Source organism: Euzebyella marina, from assembly GCF_014855515.1.
In the GTDB taxonomy this organism is placed as follows: domain Bacteria; phylum Bacteroidota; class Bacteroidia; order Flavobacteriales; family Flavobacteriaceae; genus Euzebyella; species Euzebyella marina.
Genome location: NZ_JACYFK010000001.1, coordinates 442,066 through 463,976, shown reverse-complemented (window position 1 = coordinate 463,976; position 21,911 = coordinate 442,066). Strand labels below are relative to the sequence as shown.

24 protein-coding genes and 1 tRNA gene are annotated in these 21,911 nt (G+C 39.9%); 20 read left to right on the top strand and 5 right to left on the bottom strand.

From position 1 onward, the window contains the following. Window positions 1-6: 6 nt before the first annotated feature. The 11 genes from IL356_RS01830 to IL356_RS01780 all read left to right on the top strand — a co-directional run bounded on the left by IL356_RS01830 (window position 7) and on the right by IL356_RS01780 (window position 7,651). Window positions 7-759 carry a cyclase family protein gene (locus tag IL356_RS01830; protein ID WP_121847490.1) on the top strand — a complete coding sequence of 251 codons (753 nt, stop codon included), beginning with the start codon at window positions 7-9 and terminating at the stop codon, window positions 757-759. Window positions 760-769: 10 nt separating this feature from the next. Further along, a complete protein-coding gene (locus tag IL356_RS01825) occupies window positions 770-1,120 on the top strand; it encodes a DUF4260 domain-containing protein (protein ID WP_121850577.1) in 351 nt (116 codons plus the stop codon). Between the two features lies 1 nt (window position 1,121). After that, entirely contained in the window at window positions 1,122-1,745 is a 624-nt protein-coding gene (locus tag IL356_RS01820) for a DUF4230 domain-containing protein (RefSeq protein WP_121847491.1), read from the top strand. A 49-nt stretch (window positions 1,746-1,794) separates the two neighbouring features. Further along, window positions 1,795-2,154: a Dabb family protein gene (locus IL356_RS01815; protein WP_121847492.1), complete on the top strand. Its 360-nt coding sequence runs from the start codon at window positions 1,795-1,797 to the stop codon at window positions 2,152-2,154. A 3-nt stretch (window positions 2,155-2,157) separates the two neighbouring features. After that, complete coding sequence (locus tag IL356_RS01810; protein ID WP_121847493.1) at window positions 2,158-2,709, top strand: GNAT family N-acetyltransferase; 552 nt, start codon at window positions 2,158-2,160, stop codon at window positions 2,707-2,709. Then, a complete protein-coding gene (locus IL356_RS01805; RefSeq protein ID WP_121847494.1) occupies window positions 2,706-3,065 on the top strand; it encodes an MmcQ/YjbR family DNA-binding protein in 360 nt (119 codons plus the stop codon). The genes IL356_RS01810 and IL356_RS01805 overlap by 4 nt, the downstream gene beginning before the upstream one ends. Before the next feature lie 4 nt (window positions 3,066-3,069). Then, a complete protein-coding gene (locus IL356_RS01800) occupies window positions 3,070-3,546 on the top strand; it encodes a DinB family protein (protein ID WP_121847495.1) in 477 nt (158 codons plus the stop codon). Between the two features lie 60 nt (window positions 3,547-3,606). Continuing rightward, window positions 3,607-5,382, top strand: a complete 1,776-nt coding sequence (locus IL356_RS01795; protein ID WP_121847496.1) for a MutS-related protein — start codon at window positions 3,607-3,609, stop codon at window positions 5,380-5,382. Beyond that, complete coding sequence (locus tag IL356_RS01790; protein WP_121847497.1) at window positions 5,383-6,384, top strand: metal-dependent hydrolase; 1,002 nt, start codon at window positions 5,383-5,385, stop codon at window positions 6,382-6,384. A 38-nt stretch (window positions 6,385-6,422) separates the two neighbouring features. Then, a complete protein-coding gene (locus IL356_RS01785) occupies window positions 6,423-7,037 on the top strand; it encodes a DUF998 domain-containing protein (protein ID WP_162987793.1) in 615 nt (204 codons plus the stop codon). Window positions 7,038-7,306: 269 nt separating this feature from the next. After that, the gene (locus IL356_RS01780; RefSeq protein WP_121847499.1) at window positions 7,307-7,651 is read left to right on the top strand and encodes an Hpt domain-containing protein; all 345 of its coding nucleotides are present in this window, start codon (window positions 7,307-7,309) and stop codon (window positions 7,649-7,651) included. Here IL356_RS01780 and IL356_RS01775 read toward each other — a convergent pair whose 3' ends face one another. From IL356_RS01775 to IL356_RS01760, 4 genes are all read right to left on the bottom strand, one after another. Then, window positions 7,652-8,752 (bottom strand): DUF4407 domain-containing protein, encoded by a 1,101-nt coding sequence (locus IL356_RS01775; protein ID WP_121847500.1) that lies wholly within the window; start codon window positions 8,750-8,752, stop codon window positions 7,652-7,654. It lies immediately after the preceding gene. A 213-nt stretch (window positions 8,753-8,965) separates the two neighbouring features. Next, window positions 8,966-11,533: a M56 family metallopeptidase gene (locus IL356_RS01770; protein ID WP_121847501.1), complete on the bottom strand. Its 2,568-nt coding sequence runs from the start codon at window positions 11,531-11,533 to the stop codon at window positions 8,966-8,968. A 2-nt stretch (window positions 11,534-11,535) separates the two neighbouring features. Then, window positions 11,536-11,901 (bottom strand): BlaI/MecI/CopY family transcriptional regulator, encoded by a 366-nt coding sequence (locus IL356_RS01765; RefSeq protein WP_121847502.1) that lies wholly within the window; start codon window positions 11,899-11,901, stop codon window positions 11,536-11,538. 60 nt (window positions 11,902-11,961) lie between these two features. Then, window positions 11,962-12,264, bottom strand: a complete 303-nt coding sequence (locus IL356_RS01760; protein ID WP_121847503.1) for a hypothetical protein — start codon at window positions 12,262-12,264, stop codon at window positions 11,962-11,964. A 108-nt stretch (window positions 12,265-12,372) separates the two neighbouring features. On the opposite strand from IL356_RS01760, the gene IL356_RS01755 reads away from it, so the two are divergent. Continuing rightward, window positions 12,373-12,951 carry a PhnA domain-containing protein gene (locus IL356_RS01755; RefSeq protein WP_121847504.1) on the top strand — a complete coding sequence of 193 codons (579 nt, stop codon included), beginning with the start codon at window positions 12,373-12,375 and terminating at the stop codon, window positions 12,949-12,951. Window positions 12,952-13,052: 101 nt separating this feature from the next. On the opposite strand, the gene IL356_RS01750 is transcribed toward IL356_RS01755, so the two are convergent. After that, window positions 13,053-14,453 (bottom strand): dipeptidase, encoded by a 1,401-nt coding sequence (locus IL356_RS01750; protein WP_121847505.1) that lies wholly within the window; start codon window positions 14,451-14,453, stop codon window positions 13,053-13,055. A 299-nt stretch (window positions 14,454-14,752) separates the two neighbouring features. Between IL356_RS01750 and IL356_RS01745 the strand changes: the two genes are divergently transcribed. The 8 genes from IL356_RS01745 (at window position 14,753) to IL356_RS01710 (ending at window position 21,904) form a co-directional block, all read left to right on the top strand. After that, a tRNA-Leu gene (locus tag IL356_RS01745) sits at window positions 14,753-14,834 on the top strand. 383 nt (window positions 14,835-15,217) lie between these two features. Further along, a complete protein-coding gene (locus tag IL356_RS01740; protein WP_121847506.1) occupies window positions 15,218-17,005 on the top strand; it encodes a ParB/RepB/Spo0J family partition protein in 1,788 nt (595 codons plus the stop codon). Window positions 17,006-17,259: 254 nt separating this feature from the next. After that, complete coding sequence (locus IL356_RS01735) at window positions 17,260-17,412, top strand: hypothetical protein (RefSeq protein ID WP_162987794.1); 153 nt, start codon at window positions 17,260-17,262, stop codon at window positions 17,410-17,412. 17 nt (window positions 17,413-17,429) lie between these two features. Further along, on the top strand, window positions 17,430-18,266 hold the full coding sequence (locus tag IL356_RS01730; RefSeq protein ID WP_121847507.1) for a DUF932 domain-containing protein: 837 nt from the start codon (window positions 17,430-17,432) through the stop codon (window positions 18,264-18,266). A gap of 98 nt (window positions 18,267-18,364) precedes the next feature. Continuing rightward, complete coding sequence (locus IL356_RS01725; RefSeq protein WP_225621365.1) at window positions 18,365-18,829, top strand: hypothetical protein; 465 nt, start codon at window positions 18,365-18,367, stop codon at window positions 18,827-18,829. Window positions 18,830-18,920: 91 nt separating this feature from the next. Further along, entirely contained in the window at window positions 18,921-20,105 is a 1,185-nt protein-coding gene (locus IL356_RS01720; protein ID WP_121847508.1) for a TolC family protein, read from the top strand. Window positions 20,106-20,125: 20 nt separating this feature from the next. Further along, complete coding sequence (locus tag IL356_RS01715) at window positions 20,126-20,386, top strand: hypothetical protein (RefSeq protein ID WP_121847509.1); 261 nt, start codon at window positions 20,126-20,128, stop codon at window positions 20,384-20,386. Window positions 20,387-20,398: 12 nt separating this feature from the next. After that, a complete protein-coding gene (locus IL356_RS01710) occupies window positions 20,399-21,904 on the top strand; it encodes an efflux RND transporter periplasmic adaptor subunit (RefSeq protein ID WP_121847510.1) in 1,506 nt (501 codons plus the stop codon). The last annotated feature ends 7 nt before the right edge of the window (window positions 21,905-21,911 follow it).

The following is a 21,911-nucleotide window of genomic DNA, read 5'->3' as shown; positions in this document are numbered from 1 at the left end:
TTTTAAATGAAAGCAGAAATCAACCATGAAGGCTCAAAGTATTCGATTGATTTTTCCAAGCCGTTAGATATTTCGATTCCGCTAAGAGGTGATGCCCAAAATGTAAATACTTGGTATTTGGGCCACCCTAGAATCGAACCGCACGAAGAGGCAGACTTTGTTGGAAAGGTCTCTTTGGGTAGCTCGGTAAATTTTAATGATATCTGGTTCAACCCCCATGCACATGGTACGCACACCGAGTGCGTAGGCCATATCACCGAAGAGTTCTATTCAGTGAACCAACACCTGAACCGCTTCTTTTTTCTTGCTGAATTGGTTACCGTTGTTCCGGAACTTCAAGGCGATGATTGGGTAATTTCAAAACATATTCTAGAGGTCGTGTTACCAAAAAAAGAAATACAGGCCTTGGTTATTAGAACCTCGCCCAACGATAGAGATAAGCTTTCGAGACAATATTCGAATACCAACCCACCCTATCTTTTAGAAGACGCGGTTGATTATATTTTGAGTAAAGGTGTTGAACATTTGTTGATCGACCTTCCGTCGGTAGATAAAGAGAAAGACGATGGGGCCTTAAAAGCGCATAAGGCATTTTGGAATTATCATGGGCAGCTACGAAAACAGGCCACAATCACCGAGTTTATTTATGTGCCAGATGCCATTGAAGATGGCCCCTATTTTTTAAACTTACAGATGGCCCCTTTTGAGAATGACGCTAGCCCGAGCCGCCCCGTGCTCTATGAAATTCAAGATGTTTAATATACGTTTGATGAAAACAATTCTAAAACTTGAAGAACTGGCACAGATGATATTGGGTATTTACCTCTTCTACCTGTTACCTTTCAGTTGGTGGTGGTTCATTGCCCTCATTTTGGCTCCCGATATCGGTTTTCTGGGGTACGCTTTTGGCAATAAGGTCGGAGCGATTGTGTACAATATTTTTCATCACAAGGGCATAGCCATTGCAATTTACCTTTTGGGAAGCTATCTTTCGGAGCCCATTGTTCAGTTGATCGGGGTGATATTATTTTCCCATTCGGCTATGGACCGATTTTTCGGTTACGGACTTAAATTGGATAAGGGTTTTAAGTTCACCCATTTGGGAGAGATAGGTAAATAAGATGGATACTATTTTCGACTCATTTTTAGGTCTTGTACTCGGTGCTATTTTAATGTACTGGGTATACTCTTTCTTTCGTACCAAACAGACCAAAGAACAGACCGAACATCAATCACAAGTATTGTTAGAGAAAATAAGAAGTGTTTGTAAACTTGTTTCGGTAGAGGGTGATTTTGCTGAAATTTATAGGTATGAGAATATAAAGGAACATTTCATGAGTTTGGTGACTAGCAAGAAGAAAGCCCTTATGGTCATTAATGCAAAGGCTCAGATAGGCTACGACCTTAAAAAGGTGGAAATACGGGCCGATAATGCCAACAAGAAAATAATTTTGACCAATTTTCCCGAGCCGGAAATTCTATCGATTGAACCTGATATTCAATTTTATGACATTCAAAGCGGAATGTTTAATTTTTTTTCGCCGGATGATCTAACCTTATTGAACAAAGAGGCGAAGCAGCACATTCGTGAAAAAATACCCCAAAGCGGTTTGATGGAAACCGCTCGAAAAGAAGCTGTTCAGGCAGTTATGTTAATTGAGAAAATAGTTGAAACCATTGGCTGGAAACTTGATTACTCTGCTTTGGAAGTTTCTGAAAAGCAAAAGAAAATATTAGAAGAATAGAGCATTCAACAAATGCCCTGAATAATTGAAATAATAATTAAGGTCGTGCATGGGCACGGCCCAAACATCAAATGTAGAAATGAGAGAATTTGACCCTAATTTTGCGCACACTGTATACTTTTGGCTGAAAAATCCGGATAGCGAACAAGACAGAAAGGCATTTGAAAAATCTTTGCAGAAGTTTTTAGACAATTCTGCCTATGCTAAAACCTGCTTCATCGGTAAACCGCCCAAAGCGAGCCGAGATGTGGTTGATGGTTCGTTTACCTATTCCTTAATTGTATCTTTTGATTCTGCCGACTCACAGCAGAAATATCAAGACGAACCACCCCATAAACTGTTTATTGAAGAGTCTGCCGAATTATGGACAAAGGTTATTGTTTATGATTCGATGACCGTTCAAGAGTAGGTAATGATTGATTTTCAAAAGGCTACCCTAGCCGATGCCGAAGCTATTGCTGCCTTACATGCGTTAAGCTGGCAACAGAACTATCGAGGTTCGTTTAGCGACCATTTTTTAGATGTAGAGGTAGCCGACGAGCGTCGAGGTGTTTGGTCTCAAAGGCTTGAGTACCCAAAGGATAATCAAAGTACTTGGGTGGCCCGATCGAATGGAAAGTTAGCAGGTTTTATCTGTACTTTTTTAAAGGATGACCAGCGTTATGGCTCATTGGTAGATAACTTGCATGTATCCCCGGAGTTTAAAGGGAAGGGTATTGGGACTAGGCTTTTAGGAGTGGCCGCCGAGGAAATTGAAAATTTGTACCCTGGTTCAGGATTCTATCTCTGGGTGCTTGAAAAGAACCTTGGGGCACATCCTTTCTATAAATCGTTGGGAGGTCAGGTCATAGAAACTATTAAAGGCAACGATATTGGCGATATAGAAATCATGAAGGTTCGCTACTATTGGCCAAAAGCCAAAGACCTGGTCGCTCTGGTCAATTCTAGAAAACAATCCACATGAATATAGAAGCCTTTAGAGAATACTGTCTTTCAAAAAAAGGAGTTACCGAAGAGTTGCCTTTTGGCCCTGATGCTTTGGTATTTAAGGTCATGGGCAAAATGTTCGCCCTAAGTGCGCTTGAAAGGCTTCCTACGCAGGTCAACTTGAAGTGCGACCCGGAAAGAGCCTTGCAACTAAGAGAGGAATTCGATGGTGCGATAGTTCCCGGATATCATATGAGCAAAGTTCACTGGAATACGATTATGATCAACGAAGTTCCTCCTAAACTGTTGGTCGGTCTAATCGACCATTCGTACGATTTGGTGGTCTCTAAACTTCCAAAAAAGGTTAAAGCTGAATTAGAGGGTCTAGACTGAGATCATGAGCAATGTTCAAGTACTTCGGATAGTTGAAAAACTGGAAACCTGTTTCTCAGGTGAACCTTGGTACGGGCATTCCGTTTTGGCTAAATTGAGCGGGGTAAGCGCGCCTATTGCAGGGCAGTATTTGCCCAACTATTCAAAAAACGTGGCTGAATTGGTGATACATCTGATAGCTTGGCGAGAGTTTGCATTAAGAAAACTTATGGGTGACGCCGAGTTCAAGATTGAACTTAATAGTGATGCCGATTGGCCCAAGGCAAAATCGCTTTCAGATCAGGCTTGGAATAATTTAATGGCCGATTTGAAAAGAACCCAATCCGACCTTTTGAAAGTCCTTTCCGAAAGAGACGATTTGTTTTTAAAATCAAAGGTTCCCGGAGAGCGTTATACTTTTGAATATTTACTCACCGGCATTACCGAGCACGATACATATCATTTGGGCCAAATAGCAATGATTCTGTCCATTTTAAAATAGAGCAGTGCATCGGCTCTAGCTTAAAGTTTATCTTTGAGTGCGAAAACTAGAATAAGCTATATGCAAAAATTAGAGTCGTTCTTCCAAAATGAAATTTCCCGACATCAGACCAGTTTGAATCAAGTAAAAGGGCAACTTTTCACATCAAGTATGGTGCGTCTAGCCCTTTTTTGTGCGGCTATCTTCGGGGTTTATATGGTCTACGGAGATTTTAAGTGGGTCATTGCCATAATACTGTTGACCATTGCTCTTTTTCTTGTGTTGGTGAACAGGCATGCCGACCTTCAGTACCGTAAGAATTTACTGTTGGCGCTCATTGATATCAACGAGATAGAGATAAAGGTTCTGAAAAGGGATTTTCATGATTTACCGGAGGGGAATGAATTTAAAGATGGGCTTCACCATTACAGTCAAGATATTGACTTGTTCGGTAGGGGTTCTTTCTATCAATATGCCAATCGAACGGCTCTTAAAGAAGGGGCTGAAGTCTTTGCCGATTTGTTAACGGAAAATCGCACAGATCAAATAGTGGATAGGCAGAAAGCTATCAAAGAACTTTCAGAAATACCGGAATGGAGACAGCATTTTTCAGCAACCGCTTCATTGGCAAGAATGGGCTCTGATAGCAAAAACATTGCTGAATGGCTAAAATCGTACAAAGGCTTTGTTCCATCCTATATGAAGTTTTTGCCAGCGGTTTTTTCCGTTATGTCAATAGTGATTTTTGGGTTATATTTTTTTGAAATCGTTCCGGAATCGGTATTTATTATTTGGTATGTAATAGGCTTGGGAATTAGTGGTGCATTTGCTAAAAAATTGATGCCTTTGATAGAAGGTATTTCCAAGACCAAAAACACGTTCGATCAGTATCAAAAACTGTTATTGATAATTGAAAAAAAGGAATTCTCCTCAATATACCTTCAAAATTTTAAAAGAAAGGTGACCGAGGGGGAACATAGTGCCTCCAAACTGATTGCAAAGTTTTCGGCTTCTTTGAACAGTCTTGACAGGAACAATAATTTGGTCTATGCGATAATTGCGAATGGGTTTTTTCTGAGGTCGTTACACCATTGTTATAATTTAGAACGTTGGATTGCCAGTTATGGCCGTTATGTTGAAAATTGGTTTGGGGCGGTAGCGCTTTTTGATGCCTATAATAGTATGGGAAATTTCACCTATAACCACCCCAAGTATGTTTTTCCCCAGATAAATGGGCAATCCTCAAAAGCTTTAAAATCCGAAAATGCCGGGCATCCGTTAATAGACCCAAAAAAAATGGTCCTTAACGATATTGAAATCGAGAAAGAACATTTCTTTATCATTACGGGGGCCAATATGGCCGGTAAGAGTACTTTTTTGCGCACAATTTCTCTTCAGATCGTAATGGCAAATACAGGGCTGCCCGTTTGCGCCGAAAAAATGGTGTACAGCCCCATCAAACTGATTACAAGTATGCGTACAAGTGATTCTCTAACTGATGACGAATCTTATTTTTTCTCCGAACTTAAACGCTTAAAGTTTATAGTTAACGAAGTTCAGGGCGGTAACTATTTTATAGTGCTTGATGAGATTTTGAAGGGCACCAATAGTACCGATAAGGCAGAGGGTAGTCGAAAATTTGTGCAAAGATTGGTTGGTTCAAAAGCGACCGGCATCATTGCCACCCATGATTTGAGCTTATGCAATATGGCCCAAGAACTACCCGAAGTGACCAATTATTATTTTGATGCTGAAATTATTAATGACGAACTACATTTTGATTATCGTTTCAAGAACGGAATTTGTCAGAATATGAATGCCTCATTTTTACTTAAAAAGATGGATATAGTTGATTAGATGGATTCACTGACACAAATCGTTCTAGGGGCCTCGGTAGGTGAGGCCGTGTTAGGAAAGAAAGTGGGCAATAAGGCTATGCTGTATGGGGCCATTGCCGGTACCATACCCGACCTTGATGTATTGTCAAGTAATTTTGTTAACACGGTTACTGCAATCGAGTGGCATCGGGGGTTTACCCACTCTATCTTTTTCTCCGTGTTGTTCGCGCCCATCTTTGGTTGGGTAGTGTGCAAAATAGAAAAAGGGTCTAATGCTACGTTTGAAGATTGGTCATGGCTTATGTTCTGGGGGTTATTGACCCACCCCATTTTAGATGCTTTTACTACATGGGGCACGCAGCTTTTTTGGCCATTTGATTGGCGGGTCGCCTTTCAGACTATTTTTGTTGTCGATCCCCTTTATACATTGCCCTTTTTAGGATTTGTAGTGCTGGCCATGCTTCAAAGTCGTGACTCGCCTAAAAGAAAACTGTACAATCAATGGGGCTTGACCATAAGTAGCTTTTACCTCGTGTTAACTGTGGCTTCAAAAGGATTAAGCTTTAATAAATTCAAGTCGGCACTAGCTGATGAAGGTATTGAATATGTGAACCTAAATACCCGGCCTACACCTTTCAATACGTTGTTGTGGTCTGCCAATGTAGATGTTGGCGATGCCTACTTAGTAGGAAATTATTCGTTTTTAGATAGTGAGAACATCAGTTTTCAGCAATACCCCAAGAACCATACTTTGATAGGAGATCTAAAAACCAACGATGATTTTAATCGTCTTGTTAAAATAACCCAAGGCTGGTACACTTTAAGTGAAAGAGAAGGAACTCTTTTTCTTAATGATTTACGGTTTGGTTTGATTAGTCTTGACCCCGATGAAACACGGTTTGCCTTTAGTTATCGCCTTGAACAGGAAGGTGATAAGTTGATAATCAGTGAAGAACCTCGCCGCCGTGATGATGCAAAAGGGCTTTTAAAGGCATTGTGGAATCGTATTTGGGGCAATTAGGTTAGTTTTGAGACCATGCTTTCTACGCCATGATAAAAATGATTGCTTCAATATCAGGTATTTTGGGTGCAGCTGTCTTTGTAGTCGCAAGCATATGGTCAGGCTTATATGTTGGGCACTATGACCCAGTAAGCCAATTTATAAGTGAAGGTTATGCGAGAGGTATGCCATATGCGTCCATTCTTCAGTTAGGTTTCATTGTAAGCGGAGTTCTTCTAAGTGTATTTGGTTGGGCATTGGTTTTTCATTTTCGCAATGTTAAAACAATTCAATATCTATTCATTGTTTTTACTGTTTTTTACGGATTTGGTACTGTCGTTACTGGTATTTTCCCGTGTGATATGGGTTGTGTGCCCGATGAACATAATCCTAGCGTGTCTCAATATATTCATAACTTGTCCGGGGGAATTACATATCTCACTATTCCCTTAACCTTGCTTCTAATGGCCAGGTCTTTCAAGAGACGAGGTTACCATCCGCCTTTATACAGATATACCCGAATTTGCGGGTTGGTCTCCATAGCTTTTGTAACTATTCTTTTCTTACAACCCGAATCACATTTTAAAGGGCTTTATCAACGGATAATCGAGATAGCCATACTTAGTTGGATACTTGTAATGAGTACTTTTCTGCAATCGGGCAGGGTTGATTAATTAGCTAGCTCCATAAATCTAAAATTAAATTTAGGTCTTAAAAAATTGTTGGATAGCGGCTTACCATCCGAGGGATTCAAGGTGCGCAATAATGTAATTTTTGCCCCGTTATTTTAATCCTTGGGCAATTGGCCACATTTTTAAAGAGACATACCAATTGAAATAAACATTTTCACAACAAAATCTTAAAATTAAGTAGTATAATTCTTACCTTTGTTAAGTTCGCATTTGATGATAGACAGTTTTACGGGTAATGCGGATACTCAATTATGGACTCGACAGAAGATTTTTTAAAGGAAAAGCCGAACCTTGATTACGTAGTAGAACTCGTAGGTACGCAAGATTTTGAATTTCAGGCGAAGTTTGTCGCCATTATGAAAACCGAATTCACCTGTGATTTAGGCAGGTACCTCTATCATATTAAAATAGATGAACCGAGAACTGCAGCCGAAATAGTTCATAAATTGAAATATAAGTTCAGCGTTCTCGGCATGGAAAAGACTTTCGCCTTCGCCGAGGCCCATAAAGAAAAACTTGAAAAGGGTGATGCGGCCCTTGATGAAGATTTTAAGTCGGTACTGAAAAAAGTTTCTAACTTTTTAGACAATGCTTAACTAAAGACTCTTCAGTTCTCCCTTTTGAAAGGCATCTGCCTGTAATTTCAGTAGTTCTTCCGCTTTCTGCTTTTTATAGGCGTAAACCGCTTCCTCTTCAACAATTTCACTATAAATCTTTTCGTTCAATTGTGTGTCGGTAGCTAGAATATTAGACCTTTGCATGACTTTTTGGCTAACCCATGTTTCTAGACTGGTTTCCTGATCTTCCAGTTTTAAATCGTACTCACCTTTTGGAGCTAGAAGTTTGGCGATTATGGGGGAGGTTTCAATAGCTAAGAATAACAGAAAAATAAAGAAAGAAGGCAACCAAGGTAATTTTTCCAAAGCATTGATACGTGCCATGAGTCCATCAAAACCGTCAATAATAGGTTGCGTATTTTCTACTGTTTGTGCGTACTCTGCGTTTAATTGGGCAATTTGTTCTTCTTTTCCTAGAATTTTTTCTCTATTGGTTTTCTTGAGTTCTTGTAGTTCGGCCAATGCGGCATCATGCTTTTCCCTTTTCTCTGTATAAACCGGGCCTTTTCCTAAAAGGCCGGTTCCTGCAGTGCCTTCGGCCTCAGAAATATAAGTGTCATAAAGCGTATTGGTTTCGGTTTCCTTTTCAAGAATCTCATTTTTTAAAGCAGCAATCTCTTCATTAAGAAGCGCTATTGTTGGTGTGTATTGTTCGGCAAGTTGTTGTTTGTTGGCCAAGGTCATCTCGTTCTTCTCTTCTAGAAGTACCTGATTGATTTCTTTTTCAAAAATTTTCATCTCCAGTGGTTTTGAAATCACCACTGCAATTATAATGGCCAGAACAATTCTCGGAATCGCTTGAGCAGCTTCCGCCCATCGGTTATTCCTTTTTTTGATAGTGGAGACAATGAACCGGTCAAGATTAAAGATTAGTAGACCCCAGATAAACCCAAAAAATATTGAAGAAAATAAGTTGTCAAAAACAGTATATAGGGCATAGCTGCAGGCAATGGTAGCCATTAGGGCCGTAAAGAAAACTGTAGCCCCAATACCGGCAAATTTATTGCGCTCTCCTTGAGAGCATGAACTAAGAATTTCGGTGTCCGCTCCTGAGCAGAGAATAAAGAATCGCTGTAACATGATGATGATTTTGATTGATGAATTTTAATGAAACCTAGCTTAAAATAGCAAGGGCCTCATAATGGGTAACTTGATTTTGATGATGGTTAGTATGTGATAGTGGTTATTTATTACAAAAAAGCCTTCAGAAAGAAGGCTTTGGCTTATTAAGTGCTGATTCTTAATCTATTTCTACAGGTTCAGAGAATAGTTACAACTTCTTTCTCACCTTTTTTACTCCAACTCATCTAATGTCATTGATGGAACATCGTGTGGTGTTTCGTGCGTTACCAATTGCACATTCGTATGTTTCTTTAATAGTTGAAGCCCTTCATCCTTTGAGATAATTTTACCTTTGTGCCATATTCTAGAGCCGTTCAGAAGCATTTTTTCAAATATGGCTGTCGGATTAGCTTTCTCTGTTTGCGGCCCTAAATATGGCGGGTCGAAAAGTGTCATCTTTAGGGTGGGATTGCCGATATTTTTAGTTTTTTCAGCCTTAATTTCTTTTTCTTCGTTGGGAGATAGCGAACCTTTTTTACCCCTCATAGGTGAGGCTAGTGGAGCCGCTTGAGAACCCTCATTGATCGGTTTTGTAATTTTCTCTGGTTTACCAACTTGTGGGGGCATTAAACCTTCTTTTATCGCCAAACTATGATAGGTGTTGTAAAGGGACATTAACTCAATGTGCAATTTGTACAATTCTGTAATGGTACCCTCTTTAGTTTCCCTATAAACCTCTTCCTTTTTGTTGTACTCATCAGCTTTTTGAATAAAATTATCATAGACCTCAAGAAGTTCTTCTGAGTATTCATCTTTTTTATTCGGTATTTTATAAGGTGGTGGTGGCGGAGGCAATGTTTCCTGAATCTTAATTTGAGTATGTAGCAGTTTAGACTTGTAAACGTTGGGAGTTACAATGTTTTTTTCATTAGAAGTAACGATATAAAGGTTTCCATTAACAACGTCATAAGGATCTTGCCTCTCAATGATTTTTTTTATTTGGTAGTTGGCGTACTCCATATCAGAGGAGTTCCTTTTCAAGAGTACCTCTTCTATCAAATTTTCATTGATTTCCTCAACTACTTCTACATCTTCTTCCATTTCCAAAGCTTCATCTGGAGGTAATGGTGTCTTTGGCTGTTTCGGTTGAACTTGTTTTTCAGGAGGACTAGGGGGTAACGGTGGCGCTGGTGGCTCAGGCAATTCAGGAAAAGGCTCTGCATCTACCCGTTGTTCTTCAGACATACTGTTGAAGAGATATTCCATTCGGTCAACGTCTTTTTTTAGAATGCGTATACCCTCGTCTTTTTCCAACATCTTATTGTACTTCTTTGCCAAAGAATTATATTCTTTTACCTCTTTGGCCGAGATGGTAGTTTGTTGGGCGTAGGCCTTATGTTCCATGATATTTACAGTAGCCGCTCCAAAATCGGAAATAATGGTATCGATTTTCTCCAGAACTTTTTGAGGTGCACCTTTCTCCGCATTGATTACAACTCTTAAGTTTTGTTCTCTTTCTTCAAATGTGTTTGGCGTATCAAGACTTTCTAAATGCTGAGATAAATTTTCAAGGGTAACTACGTTGGTATTAATCAAAAGACGGCCTTTTTTGTTAACGTATATTTCTATAAACTCTACTGTTTCTTGAGCAATTACATTTGATGTATTGCATTCAGGAAAAGGTAAAGATTCGTTTTTCTGTCTAGAGGACATCTTACGATAGACGCCTTCCAAGATGGCCAATTCTTCTAGCGGAATTACTCTGTCTTTTTTAGGTACTGAATTATATTTTTCGGCCAGTTGATTGAACTGTTGCATTTCGGCACTGCTGGCACCTTGCTGCATCTCAATCACGGGCGAAATGGGTTTCGGCATTGTAATCTGTTCGCTGAAACCCGCTAACAAAACGGCAATTAAAGGTATGGCCGCACAACTTCTTAGTACTACCGAGGTAGTAGAACTTCTTTTTTTCATGACTGTAAAACGTTTTTTTACCTGCCCAAATGAACTGTTGAATTTTAAGGTCTTGCCAAATAAGGTCAGGTTGATTGATGAATAATTGATGGCATTTGCCAAACTTGACTGATTATCTTGATGGTTTGTTGATGAGACAAACGCTAATAAGGTTTGTTGATAGTGCGAAAGAGAAATACCCTGTTGAATTACGGCACGGTCGGCCAAAAATTCATGGTTCAGTTTGATCCAGTTCTTTAAGATGTAAATAAGGGGGTTGAACCAAAACACAATTTGAAGTAATTCCATTATCAAAACATCCACACTATGTTTCTGGCTGGCATGTGCGTTCTCATGTAAAAGTACTTCATGGGGTATTTTCTTCGCTTCAAATTTCTGTTTGTTCAAAAAAATGTAATTGAAAAACGTGTGGGGTACCACAAGGTCATTTAATAAAACATGAACCCATGAACGTACTTTTAGTTTAGGGTTCTTTCGAATGTTTTTTATCAAATCCGAAAGATTCTTTAGAAAACGAAAGAGAAATACTGATAAGCCGAAAATATAAATTGTTAGTAAAATAGGTAGCCAATCGAACTCCTCTTTAGGCGCTTCATTGGCCAGCTCGGTTACGGCAAAAGTATTGATGGGGTCAAAGGGCGCAGTAATGGTTTCAACCTCAACATAGTTGACGAAGGTTATTAACGGAATAATAAATGATAGCACTACGGATCCCAAAAGATAAAATCGTTTTAAAACGTGCATTTGCTCGTTTTCCAACAACAATTTATAAAGCGCCATGAATGCGGCTAAACATGCTCCCGATTTTAAGAGGTAGAGTAACATGGTTATCTTTTTTTGATTTCGCTATCGATGAGCTTTTTTAAGTTTTCAAGCTCCTCTATACTAAGATTCGTTTCTTGGGTGAAGAACGACGCAAACTGTCCGGGACTATTATTAAAAAAGTTGCGTATAAGCCCATTCACGTGTTTTGAAAAATAATCTTTCTTTTTTACCAAGGGGTAATATTCCCTAGAACGCCCTTGCATGACATAGGCAACAAAACCTTTTTCCGTCATTCTTTTTAGAAGTGTGGCAACGGTAGTACTTGCCGGCTTAGGTTCCGGGTAGGCCTCTAACAAATCTTTCATAAAAGCTTTTTTCTGCTTCCACAAAAGGTTCATTAATTCTTCTTCTGTTTTAGATAATTGCATTACATACCATTTATTGTTCTACAAACATAGAACAATAAATCTAATTCTACAAATGTAGAATTAATATTTTCCTAATGTAGCAAAAGGGAAATCGTAATTTAAGAGGAATAGTGTCATTAATAGAGCAATGACGACGATACAAGCTGCAAGTAAGAAAAGAGAGTTCTTTTTATTTTGGAGAGCTTCTTGCCTAATGGTCAACTTAATTTTTTGAAGTTCATCTGGTGTTGGCTGCGCAAAGTCGTAATTCACCTCAGAAGGTTCGATATAAAGCATACTTCTGTTGTCCCCCTGAAATTTTTTTCTCTGGGGGATTTTATTCTGACGAATACGGTTGACCATATCGATAATATGTCCGCTCATAACAAAACCTCAAATGATTAATGTAAAATAATGATTTTTTTTGGATTTTGACAGACACTACTGGTACCCTCCATAAATGGTTTATTTTTGTCAAATAACCTTTTCAGTATGGATGTTTTAGAAAGATTGAAAGAGCGAAGCGACACGAAATGTGAGTTGTGTAGTTCAGGAAAAAGTTTATCGGTGTATGAAGTGCCACCTGTCTCTACAGGGGGAATTGATGGAAGTATTTTAGTCTGTTCAGATTGTCTGTCACAAATAGATGGAAACAATAAAATGGAACCCAATCATTGGCGCTGTTTGAACGATAGTATGTGGAGCGAACATGAAGCGGTAAAGGTTGTTGCATGGCGTATGCTGTCTCGATTGAAAGATGAAGGTTGGCCAAAAGACCTGTTGGATATGATGTATTTGGAAGAAGAAACGCTGAATTGGGCCAAGGCTACAGGTGAAGGACTCTCTGAAGCCGAAAAAATCGTTCATAGAGATGCCAATGGGGCCGTTCTAGAAAATGGGGATAATGTGGTGCTCATAAAAGACCTTAAAGTAAAGGGATCCAGTATGGTGGCAAAACAGGGTACTGCCGTACGTCGAATTTCATTAGACCGTGAAAATGCGGAGTACATCGAAGGCAAGGTAGATGGTCAGCAAATCGTGATTATTACCAAATATGTGAAGAAAAGTTAGTTGTGGTTTGTCCGTATCAACCTAACTGGGATGGTCCGTTGCCAGTTGCTATTTTTCGTTTACAATTGAATGGTCATTAATCTTAAGTCTTGAGTCTTAAGTCAATTTTCCAAATCCATGCTCATTTCCGTAAAGTATTTATAGAAATACGGTATGGTCTCAATTCCCTTTAAATAGTTCCATATCCCAAAATGTTCATTCGGTGAATGAATGGCATCACTATCTAAACCGAAGCCCATTAGTATGGTCTTGCTTTTCAGTTCCTTTTCAAATAAAGAAACAATAGGTATACTACCACCGCTTCGTTGAGGTATGGGTACTTTTCCGAATGTAGTTTCATAAGCTTTAGAGGCCGCTTGATAGGCAGTATTGTCTATAGGTGTCACATAGCCTTGACCCCCATGGTGAGGTTTTACTTTGACCTTCACCCCCTCTGGGGCTATTGCCTCAAAATGCCTCTTAAAAATTTCCGTTATTTCTTGCCAATCTTGGTTAGGTACCAATCGCATACTAATTTTAGCATATGCCTTGCTAGGAATGACCGTCTTTGCACCCTCACCCGTATAGCCTCCCCACATTCCGTTGACATCTAAAGTAGGCCTGATGGAGTTTCTTTCGTTGGTTGAAAAACCGGCTTCACCGCGAACATCATTGATAGAAAGGGCGTTTTTGTATTTCTCGAGGCTAAAAGGAGCTTTGGCCATTTGGGCGCGTTCTTCTTCAGAAAGTTCTTGAACCTTGTCATAGAATCCAGGTATAGTAATTCGATTGTCTTCGTCGTGCAATGAGGCGATCATTTTTGCTAAAATATTATTTGGGTTAGCCACCGCACCGCCGTAAAGACCGGAGTGCAAATCGCGATTTGGGCCGGTTACTTCTACCTCTACATAACTCAGGCCTCTTAGTCCTGTGGTTATTGAAGGCACATCTTTGGCAATCATACCTGTATCTGAAATTAAGATGACATCGTTTGTCAATTTCTCTTTGTTATTGGCCACGAAAACACTCAGATTACGGCTGCCCACTTCTTCTTCGCCCTCAATCATGAATTTGACATTGCAGGGCAATTGATGGGTGTTTACCATAAACTCAAGTGCCTTTACATGCATGTACATCTGCCCCTTATCATCGCAAGCACCTCTGGCATAGATAGCCCCTTCGGGATGCAAATCGGTCTTTTTGATTTCAGGTTGAAAAGGAGGGGAGTTCCACAAGTCGACCGGGTCAGGGGGTTGAACATCGTAATGCCCGTAGACCAATACGGTCGGCAATTTTGGGTCTAGAATTTTTTCTGCGTAAACAATGGGATAGCCATCCGTTTCACATATTTCTACTTTATCGCAACCAGCCTTTTGCAAGGCGTTTTTAACCGCCTCGGCAGTATCTAGTACATCTTGGGAGAAAGCAGAATCTGCACTAATAGAAGGTATTTTAAGCAGTTCTATAAGTTCTTTTAAAAATCGATCCTGGTTTTTTTTCAGGTATTCCTCTACATTTTGCATAGGACGAAATTAGGGTAGTTTTTAAAATTACAAAAAACTAAGTTTTCATGTTTTAAAATTTAGAGATTTGATTTTTTGCTTTATATTTGCATCCCAATTTGATTTTGGAGTTGCAGGCGTGGTGGTCCCGATAGCTATCGGGAGGTAGACACAGTTAAATTTTCAAAGTCATAATTTAAATCAAGAATGTAAAGAAATTGAAGTTCTTGATACGAAAATATTGATGCAGGCGTGGTGGAATTGGTAGACACGCTAGACTTAGGATTTATCCAAATAAAAAGTGTTAATTTGCACTTTATGCGGGTGTGGTGGAATTGGTAGACACGTCAGACTTAGGATCTGATGCCGCAAGGTGTGGGGGTTCGAGTCCCTTCACCCGCACTAAAAGCCGAAGAGAAATCTTCGGCTTTTTTACTTTGAAAATTGACCAAAAAAAAGCACGGGTACAACATAGGTACAACATTTGACCTATTTTCAAGATAAACTTTGATTTAGTGTCATATACTTCCATTTGATATTAACCACTATGTCAATCAATATAAATTCATAGAATTTAGGTTTTCTCGACTCTTGTTCTTCGATTGGGGGTTTATTATCATACAATATTCCCGAAAGTTAAACTCGTAAAATCCTTCCATCAAAAGACTACGGCATAAAGCCAACGCTTCTACCCCTACCTATTTATTCCGTTTCCTTTTGAGCCAAGATTTTATCTTCCGTTTGGTTCACTACTCAAATATTGTTTAATCTAAAATTTGAGTATTATGACAACAAAAGCGAGTACTACAAGAAAGCGCAGAAGAACTTCGACTACTGCGAAAAAAGAAGTGAACGGAAAGAAAGTTCCGGTACTTCAAATCGAGAACATTCCCATTGGCAAAATCAAGCCTGACCCTAAGCAACCGAGAAAAACCTTTGATGAGAAACAGCTACAACAGCTTTCGGATAGCATCAAGGAATTTGGTGTATTGCAACCAATAACGGTTCGCAAATCGGGGAAGGACTTTATCATCGTTATGGGCGAAAGACGGTTTCGCGCAAGCAAAATAGCGAACAAGAAAACGATTCCCTGTATCGTAAGAACCTATGAAAACGACGAAGTGCTTGAAGTTCAAATCATCGAAAACCTGCAACGGAAGGACGTAGGGCCTACTGAAGAAGCCGAAGCGATAGCTTATCTGAGTGACAAGTATCAACCCTCTGAAATCGCGAAGCGTTTGGGAAGAACCGACAACTTCATCAGACAACGTTTGAAATTAGCTGGATTGATTGACGGTTTCAAACATTTTGTGCGTAGTGGTGAAATGACCATTTCGTTAGGTGTTGGTGTTGCGCTCTTTGAACCAGAGGAACAACAGATGATGCTGGAAACGATGGGCGAAGAATTCAACGCACATCAGATAAACCGAATGATAAACAACCGAACCTATGATTTGGAAAAAGCGCCCTTTGATGTTGAGGACAAGGGATTAGTCGCTAAAGCGGGTTCCTGTGTAGAATGTCCGTTCAATGCTGCGAATCAAGGCAATCTGTTTGGCGAAGGCAAAATGGTCTGTACCAAATCAGCCTGTTTTGAGACGAAAAAGACAAAATCGTTCTTAAAACTGATTGATAAATCTAAGAAAGACAACATACTGCTCATTCCAGAAATACTACAGTATTGGGCGGATGAAGAAAAAAATCAGCTCATTATTTCCCAACTGGAAAATAATGGGTTGAAGGTCTATCTGCTTGATGATGTTGAAATCATTGAAAATCCTATTAAGCCAACAATAGAGGCCATCAAAATAGAATATCAACATTACGATTATTTTGAAGACGAATTGAAAGCTGAGCTTAAGGAAGCCATTCAGAACTACGAAGAAGAATTAAAAAATTACAATTCAGCAACTGACAATGGATTTGTAAACGGCATCGTGTTCCATCCTGAGACCTACCAAAACAAAAAAGTGTTTGTCAAGGTAATTGAAAAGTCAAAAGATAAATCCACAGAATATGCAGCACCATTGGCCAACAGAAAAATGGCAGATTGTACACCGGAAGAACAAATCATAAAAATCAATGAGCGTGAAATCCGCAAGCAACAGATTGAGAACAACAAGCAGTTTGAGGAAGTTGTAAATATGATTCGTGAGACGGATTATATCGATATGAAAAAAACACTTTCGGTAGATGAGATGGTTGCTTTTTCCATTTCACTGTTTGAAAACAATGTGGATTACACTACTCAACAAAAGTGTTTTTCAAAATTCTTAGGTGATACATCAAAAATGAACACAGCAGAAACCGTAGCGCATTTCAAGAAGCATTTCAAAAAAGAAATTTTCCACAAATTGATTCGCTATATCCTCACGAAACAAGTCCATTTTGGCGAAAGCAATCACGTCAATAATCTCACAAACATTTCGTTCTACAATGCGATGCAGGGATATTACAAATCCAAAATTGCAGACATTGAGAAGAGCTATGCTGAGAAACGAAACAAACGTGAAGCACGTTTGAAAGAGCGTATCGAAGTTCTTGAAAAGAAAATTCAGGAACTCAACGATTAGCTTTTGTTGTTTTGAAGAAGGGTAGGCATTCGTGTCGGCCCTTTTTCTTTTTATGATACCCTGCAAGGATTTAAAGGAAAGACATCCATCTATACCAGCGCAAAGGTAAACTCGTAAAATACACCCATCAAAAGACTACGGCATAAAGCCGTTGCGCGCATTCCACTTCTCATTTATTCCGTTTCCTTTTGAGCTGTGATTTTAGCTTCCGTTTGTTCGATGCTCAAATATTGTTTAACTAAAATTTCAACATTATGTCAACAAAAGCGAAGATTTCGGTCGAAGAAGCCGAGGCACATTATGAATCCAGTAGGGAAAATTACACGATTGAAGGTGCCGAAAGCCATCTGGCCTATTACCGAGAAAAGCATCCAGAGTATTACGCTCTATTATCACAAAATGTTTAACCAAAAATTCAGAAGCTATGTATTTACAAAATTTGCAACAAGATGAGATTTTCGTTTCCAATGAAATGAAATCCTTGAAAAGTTTGACCCAGATGGAATCCCGTCGTGGGCTTGAAAACGCCATCATCTCGAATGGTAAAATAGTCAACGTGGTATCAAAAAGCTACGGACACATTCCAAACCAACTGTTCTTCAAAAAAGCAGAATTAATGCTGGTTGATGCTGGACTTAACTATCATAAGCGAACCATCAACAAGAACGATAGGTCGTTTATCACCGACTTTATCATTGACGACAAAAGCCAATTTACGGTTAAGAATGATAAGGATTTGATACTGCCAATGCTTCGGTTCAAAAATTCGTATGATGGTAGTGAAAAGACCTCTGGCCATTTCGGGTTCTATCGAAAGGTGTGTTCCAACGGGCTACACGTTTCACAGGCTGAAATCGAGTTTTCGATTAAGCACAGTAGGAATAACACAGACCTTATAATGCCAAGGTTAAACAACCTGTTTGATAAATTCTTGGACAACGAGTTCTACACCATTACCAAGAAATTTGACAAGATGAAGGAATTTAAAATCATCGATACCAAGGAATTTGTGAAAGCTATTCTTGACAGAACGAAACTGTTCTGCTATGAATGTAGCGATAAGAACAGCGACCCATCTAAAAAGTCTCGTGAAGTTCTTGAAATTCTCAATTACGAAGCCTTGTTGCTCAATGAGGAACCGAATCTTTGGATAGGTTATAATGCCTTTAATTCGGTATTGCACAATGTACTGAAAAAGAGCTTTGGCCAACAGGAACGACTTGATATAAAGTTGTTCGATGAAGTGTATGCCCTGGCATAGCTTTAAAAGGTTTATCCAGTGCCTTAAACTGGATTTTTTAATGAAACCCTGACATTTGATTAAAAAAAGACTGAAGCTAAAAATTTAACATTTTCAGAATGTTTGTATATTTGCAATCGATGCAAAAAGCAAATAAAATAGCAGCAGTTTTCTTCTTGGGCCTGTTTGGCCTTATGGTGCTGCATCAAGCATTTCCGCATCTGCATCATCAGCACCAGGATTCGCATTCCCATTCCCATTCGGATGTTGCCCATACGGGCGAACACCACCATCACGATAATGGTTCGCACGAAGACGAAGAATCACCATATGGCTTTTTTGGGTTCTTTATGGATATGCACGTCCATTCCACGGTTTCAACCGATATTATTGTCGAAAGACAAATCGTTGAACACCGTACCGATACGAATGAGAATGTTGTAAAAACCTATTCTGGTTTTCAAGAACTATATTTTATTGATAAGAGGCGAAACAACGACCCGCCGCTTTATCATCCGCCCAATCACTATTTTAATCCTTTCCTTTCATCCCTCGATTTACGGGGGCCACCATCTTTAGGTTAATCGTTTGGGATTATCTATCTATTAGGTAGAAATCCTATTGAATTTCAGGCCTGTCTCTTATCAGGCAAGATTAAACCTAAATTTTCAAACAATGAATACATACATCGTGTCCGCGATATGCGGATGCCTGTTCTTCGTTACTGGTTTCTCTCAAGATAGAAATATAGGGGAGCTACTCAACGAAATAGAACAGAACAATATAGAGCTGAAGGCCTATCAATCTCTTATCGATGGCCAAAAGCTTCAAAACAAGAGCGGCAACAACCTGCCCGACCCACAGCTTTCAGGATACTATCTGCCTTTTGGCGACCATCAAACCGATGACTATACCGAGTTCGAAATCTCACAATCCTTTGAATTTCCTTCGGTATATGCAGCCCGTAACAAGTGGAACAACCTAAAAGCAGAACAGTTGCAGGCAGCCTATGGCGAAAAACGCCAGGAAATACTGCTAAAGGCAAAAAAATGGTTAATAGATTTCTTTATACTTCAAAAGCGAAAAACCATTGAAGATGAAAGAAAGAAACAAAGCCAAGAGGTGTATGAACAAATGCAAGAGCTTTTTAACAGAGAGCAAGTCGGCATTTTAGACCTCAACAAAGCTAAGGTAGCTTGGATTCAGGAGCAATTTGTGGTGGAACAACTGGAAGCGGAAATCCAAAATCAAAAAACAGCTTTGCAGGCTTTAAATGGAAATCAACCGCTTGGGTTGGACAATCTGCAATTGAATATTCCATTTCAGATACAAACTGTAGCCGATTTATGGAATGAGAAATTGGCCAAAGATCCGAAGATTTTGGAGCTCAAAGCTTATGAAGCCGCAGCACAACAAAACGTGAAGTTGGAAAAAACCAAAATACTGCCAGACCTTTCATTGGGTTACAATTACCAAGGGGTCAACGGCAACAACTATTCGGGTGTTTATGGAGGGTTGACCATTCCTTTGTGGAACAGTAAAAACAAAGTAAAAGCGGCAGAAGCCAATTACAAATACCAGCAGTCCAACACACAAGTTGTACAACAAATGCTGTATGCCCAATTACAACAAGAGTACAATCAGTACCAATTATTGCTCGAGAAGTACACCGAATATCAGGACACCATAGAAACCCTAAATAGTGAGGAATTGCTCTTTAAAGCTTATAGCTTGGGAGAATACTCGTTTTTGGAATACTATATGGAAGTGCAATTCTATCGGGACGCCACCGATAGAATTTTGCAAATGGAAAAACAGTTGCAGCTTTTACAAGCACAATTATTAATACATCAGTTATAACAATTTTAAAAATTAAAAAGATGAAACATTTATCAAAAATACTAATGGCACTAATGGTAATGGCAGCAATCAGCCTTACAGGATGCCGGGAAACAAAAAAGGAAGAAGCCCAAGATGACCACGGTCACGAGCATAACCCGGACGGCTCTCATATGGAACAGGAGGACTTGAAGCAGGAAGAATTTACGGTAGGTCAGGACACCCTTCAAAAGGAAGAACACGGCCATAGTCACGATGACGACCACGGACATTCCCACGATGATGACGGACACCAACATTAATAAAAGAAAAAGATGAAAAAGTATTTAATAATTGTGCTTGCCTTTATGGCAGTAGCTTGTAAACAGAATCACGAAGATGAACACGCCCACAACGCTGACGGGAGCCACGTAGGCGAGGAGACCCCGAGATTGGATTATACATTGTGGACGGACAATACCGAACTCTTTGTTGAGTTCCCGGCATTGATTGTCGGGCAACCCAGCAGGTTTGCCGCACACTTTACAGTTTTGGATAACCACCAACCCGTACGCGAAGGCTCGGTAATAGTCAGCTTGATAAAAGGAGACAATGGTTTGCGTACCACAGCAGATGACCCTTCTTCCCCAGGAATTTTTTCACCCACCATCCAACCGAAGGAAGCGGGTGTACACCAATTGGTTTTCGACCTTTCCACACCGCAATACAGTGACAACATCGTGATTAAAGACGTGATGGTCTATCCCAATTTGGAGGAAGCCCAAAAAGCGATAGGCAATGCAGGTGAAGAGGCACCCATTTCCTTTTTGAAGGAACAGGCCTGGAAAATCGACTTTCAAACGGCGCAGGTCACAAAAGGGGAAATTTACGATGTCATCATTTCATCGGGTGTTTGGCAACCTGCTCAAGGTTCTGTAAAAACGATGGTAGCCACGGCCAACGGGACGGTCAATTTTACCACGACCAACCTGACCGAAGGTATGGAAGTCAGACAGGGACAATTGTTGTTGAACGTGAGCAGTCAGGGATTGGCGAACAACAATCTGAGTGCCGAGGTCGCTTCCGCGAAAGCGAAATTTGAACAAGCCCAATCAGAATACAACCGTAAAAAGGAACTCTACGAGAGCAAAATCATCCCAAAATCCGAGTTTGAAAAGGTGGAGAGCAACTATGCGATTGCCAAATCACAATATCAGTCCATCGCTTCGGGCGTTTCGGGTGGTAGCAAGCAAATCCGTGCACCCTTTAATGGTTTTATCAGAACGGTGAATGTATCCAATGGCGACTATGTGGACCAAGGCGCTGTCTTGATAAGTGTAGCTACTGATGAGTCCAAAGTGTTGAAATCACAGGTGGCACCCACCTATGGCCTGACGATGCAAAACATCAAAGGAATGTGGTACCAGACCGAAAAAGGTGATTGGAAAAACATTTCAGATTCCGAAGGCGAAATATTGTCCATTTCAAAAGATGTAGAAAGGGAAAGTCCGTTGATATCCGTGTTTGCCAAGGTAAACGATGTTATAAATGTTCCCGACGGCAGCTTGACCCAGGTTCAGATTGCAATGGGCGATGGAGAGCAAACCACGCTGGTACCCGAGTCGGCACTTTTGGAAGATTATGGGAATTACTCGGTAGTTCTGCAGCTCGGTGGCGAAAGTTTTGAAAGACGACCCATAACCATCGGGAAACGCAACGGTAAAAACGTGGAAGTCTTAAAAGGATTGGAAGTTGGCGATGTGGTAGTCACTACAGGAGCCTATCAGGTAAAAATGGCATCAATGTCCGGTACCACACCGGCACACGGACACGACCACTAAAAAGGAG

Bases quoted from the DNA above. Each gene is read 5' to 3' on its own strand.
- IL356_RS01755 (WP_121847504.1), top strand. From the start codon at position 12,373: ATGGATGTTTTAGAAAGATTGAAAGAGCGAAGCGACACGAAATGTGAG.
- IL356_RS01810 (WP_121847493.1), top strand. From the start codon at position 2,158: ATGATTGATTTTCAAAAGGCTACCCTAGCCGATGCCGAAGCTATTGCT.
- IL356_RS01805 (WP_121847494.1), top strand. From the start codon at position 2,706: ATGAATATAGAAGCCTTTAGAGAATACTGTCTTTCAAAAAAAGGAGTT.
- IL356_RS01785 (WP_162987793.1), top strand. From the start codon at position 6,423: ATGATTGCTTCAATATCAGGTATTTTGGGTGCAGCTGTCTTTGTAGTC.
- IL356_RS01815 (WP_121847492.1), top strand. From the start codon at position 1,795: ATGGGCACGGCCCAAACATCAAATGTAGAAATGAGAGAATTTGACCCT.
- IL356_RS01790 (WP_121847497.1), top strand. From the start codon at position 5,383: ATGGATTCACTGACACAAATCGTTCTAGGGGCCTCGGTAGGTGAGGCC.
- IL356_RS01760 (WP_121847503.1), bottom strand. From the start codon at position 12,264: ATGAGCGGACATATTATCGATATGGTCAACCGTATTCGTCAGAATAAA.
- IL356_RS01795 (WP_121847496.1), top strand. From the start codon at position 3,607: ATGCAAAAATTAGAGTCGTTCTTCCAAAATGAAATTTCCCGACATCAG.
- IL356_RS01780 (WP_121847499.1), top strand. From the start codon at position 7,307: ATGGACTCGACAGAAGATTTTTTAAAGGAAAAGCCGAACCTTGATTAC.
- IL356_RS01710 (WP_121847510.1), top strand. From the start codon at position 20,399: ATGAAAAAGTATTTAATAATTGTGCTTGCCTTTATGGCAGTAGCTTGT.
- IL356_RS01820 (WP_121847491.1), top strand. From the start codon at position 1,122: ATGGATACTATTTTCGACTCATTTTTAGGTCTTGTACTCGGTGCTATT.
- IL356_RS01800 (WP_121847495.1), top strand. From the start codon at position 3,070: ATGAGCAATGTTCAAGTACTTCGGATAGTTGAAAAACTGGAAACCTGT.
- IL356_RS01720 (WP_121847508.1), top strand. From the start codon at position 18,921: ATGAATACATACATCGTGTCCGCGATATGCGGATGCCTGTTCTTCGTT.
- IL356_RS01825 (WP_121850577.1), top strand. From the start codon at position 770: ATGAAAACAATTCTAAAACTTGAAGAACTGGCACAGATGATATTGGGT.
- IL356_RS01830 (WP_121847490.1), top strand. From the start codon at position 7: ATGAAAGCAGAAATCAACCATGAAGGCTCAAAGTATTCGATTGATTTT.
- IL356_RS01740 (WP_121847506.1), top strand. From the start codon at position 15,218: ATGACAACAAAAGCGAGTACTACAAGAAAGCGCAGAAGAACTTCGACT.
- IL356_RS01765 (WP_121847502.1), bottom strand. From the start codon at position 11,901: ATGCAATTATCTAAAACAGAAGAAGAATTAATGAACCTTTTGTGGAAG.
- IL356_RS01770 (WP_121847501.1), bottom strand. From the start codon at position 11,533: ATGTTACTCTACCTCTTAAAATCGGGAGCATGTTTAGCCGCATTCATG.
- IL356_RS01715 (WP_121847509.1), top strand. From the start codon at position 20,126: ATGAAACATTTATCAAAAATACTAATGGCACTAATGGTAATGGCAGCA.
- IL356_RS01775 (WP_121847500.1), bottom strand. From the start codon at position 8,752: ATGTTACAGCGATTCTTTATTCTCTGCTCAGGAGCGGACACCGAAATT.
- IL356_RS01735 (WP_162987794.1), top strand. From the start codon at position 17,260: ATGTCAACAAAAGCGAAGATTTCGGTCGAAGAAGCCGAGGCACATTAT.
- IL356_RS01725 (WP_225621365.1), top strand. From the start codon at position 18,365: ATGTTTGTATATTTGCAATCGATGCAAAAAGCAAATAAAATAGCAGCA.
- IL356_RS01730 (WP_121847507.1), top strand. From the start codon at position 17,430: ATGTATTTACAAAATTTGCAACAAGATGAGATTTTCGTTTCCAATGAA.
- IL356_RS01750 (WP_121847505.1), bottom strand. From the start codon at position 14,453: ATGCAAAATGTAGAGGAATACCTGAAAAAAAACCAGGATCGATTTTTA.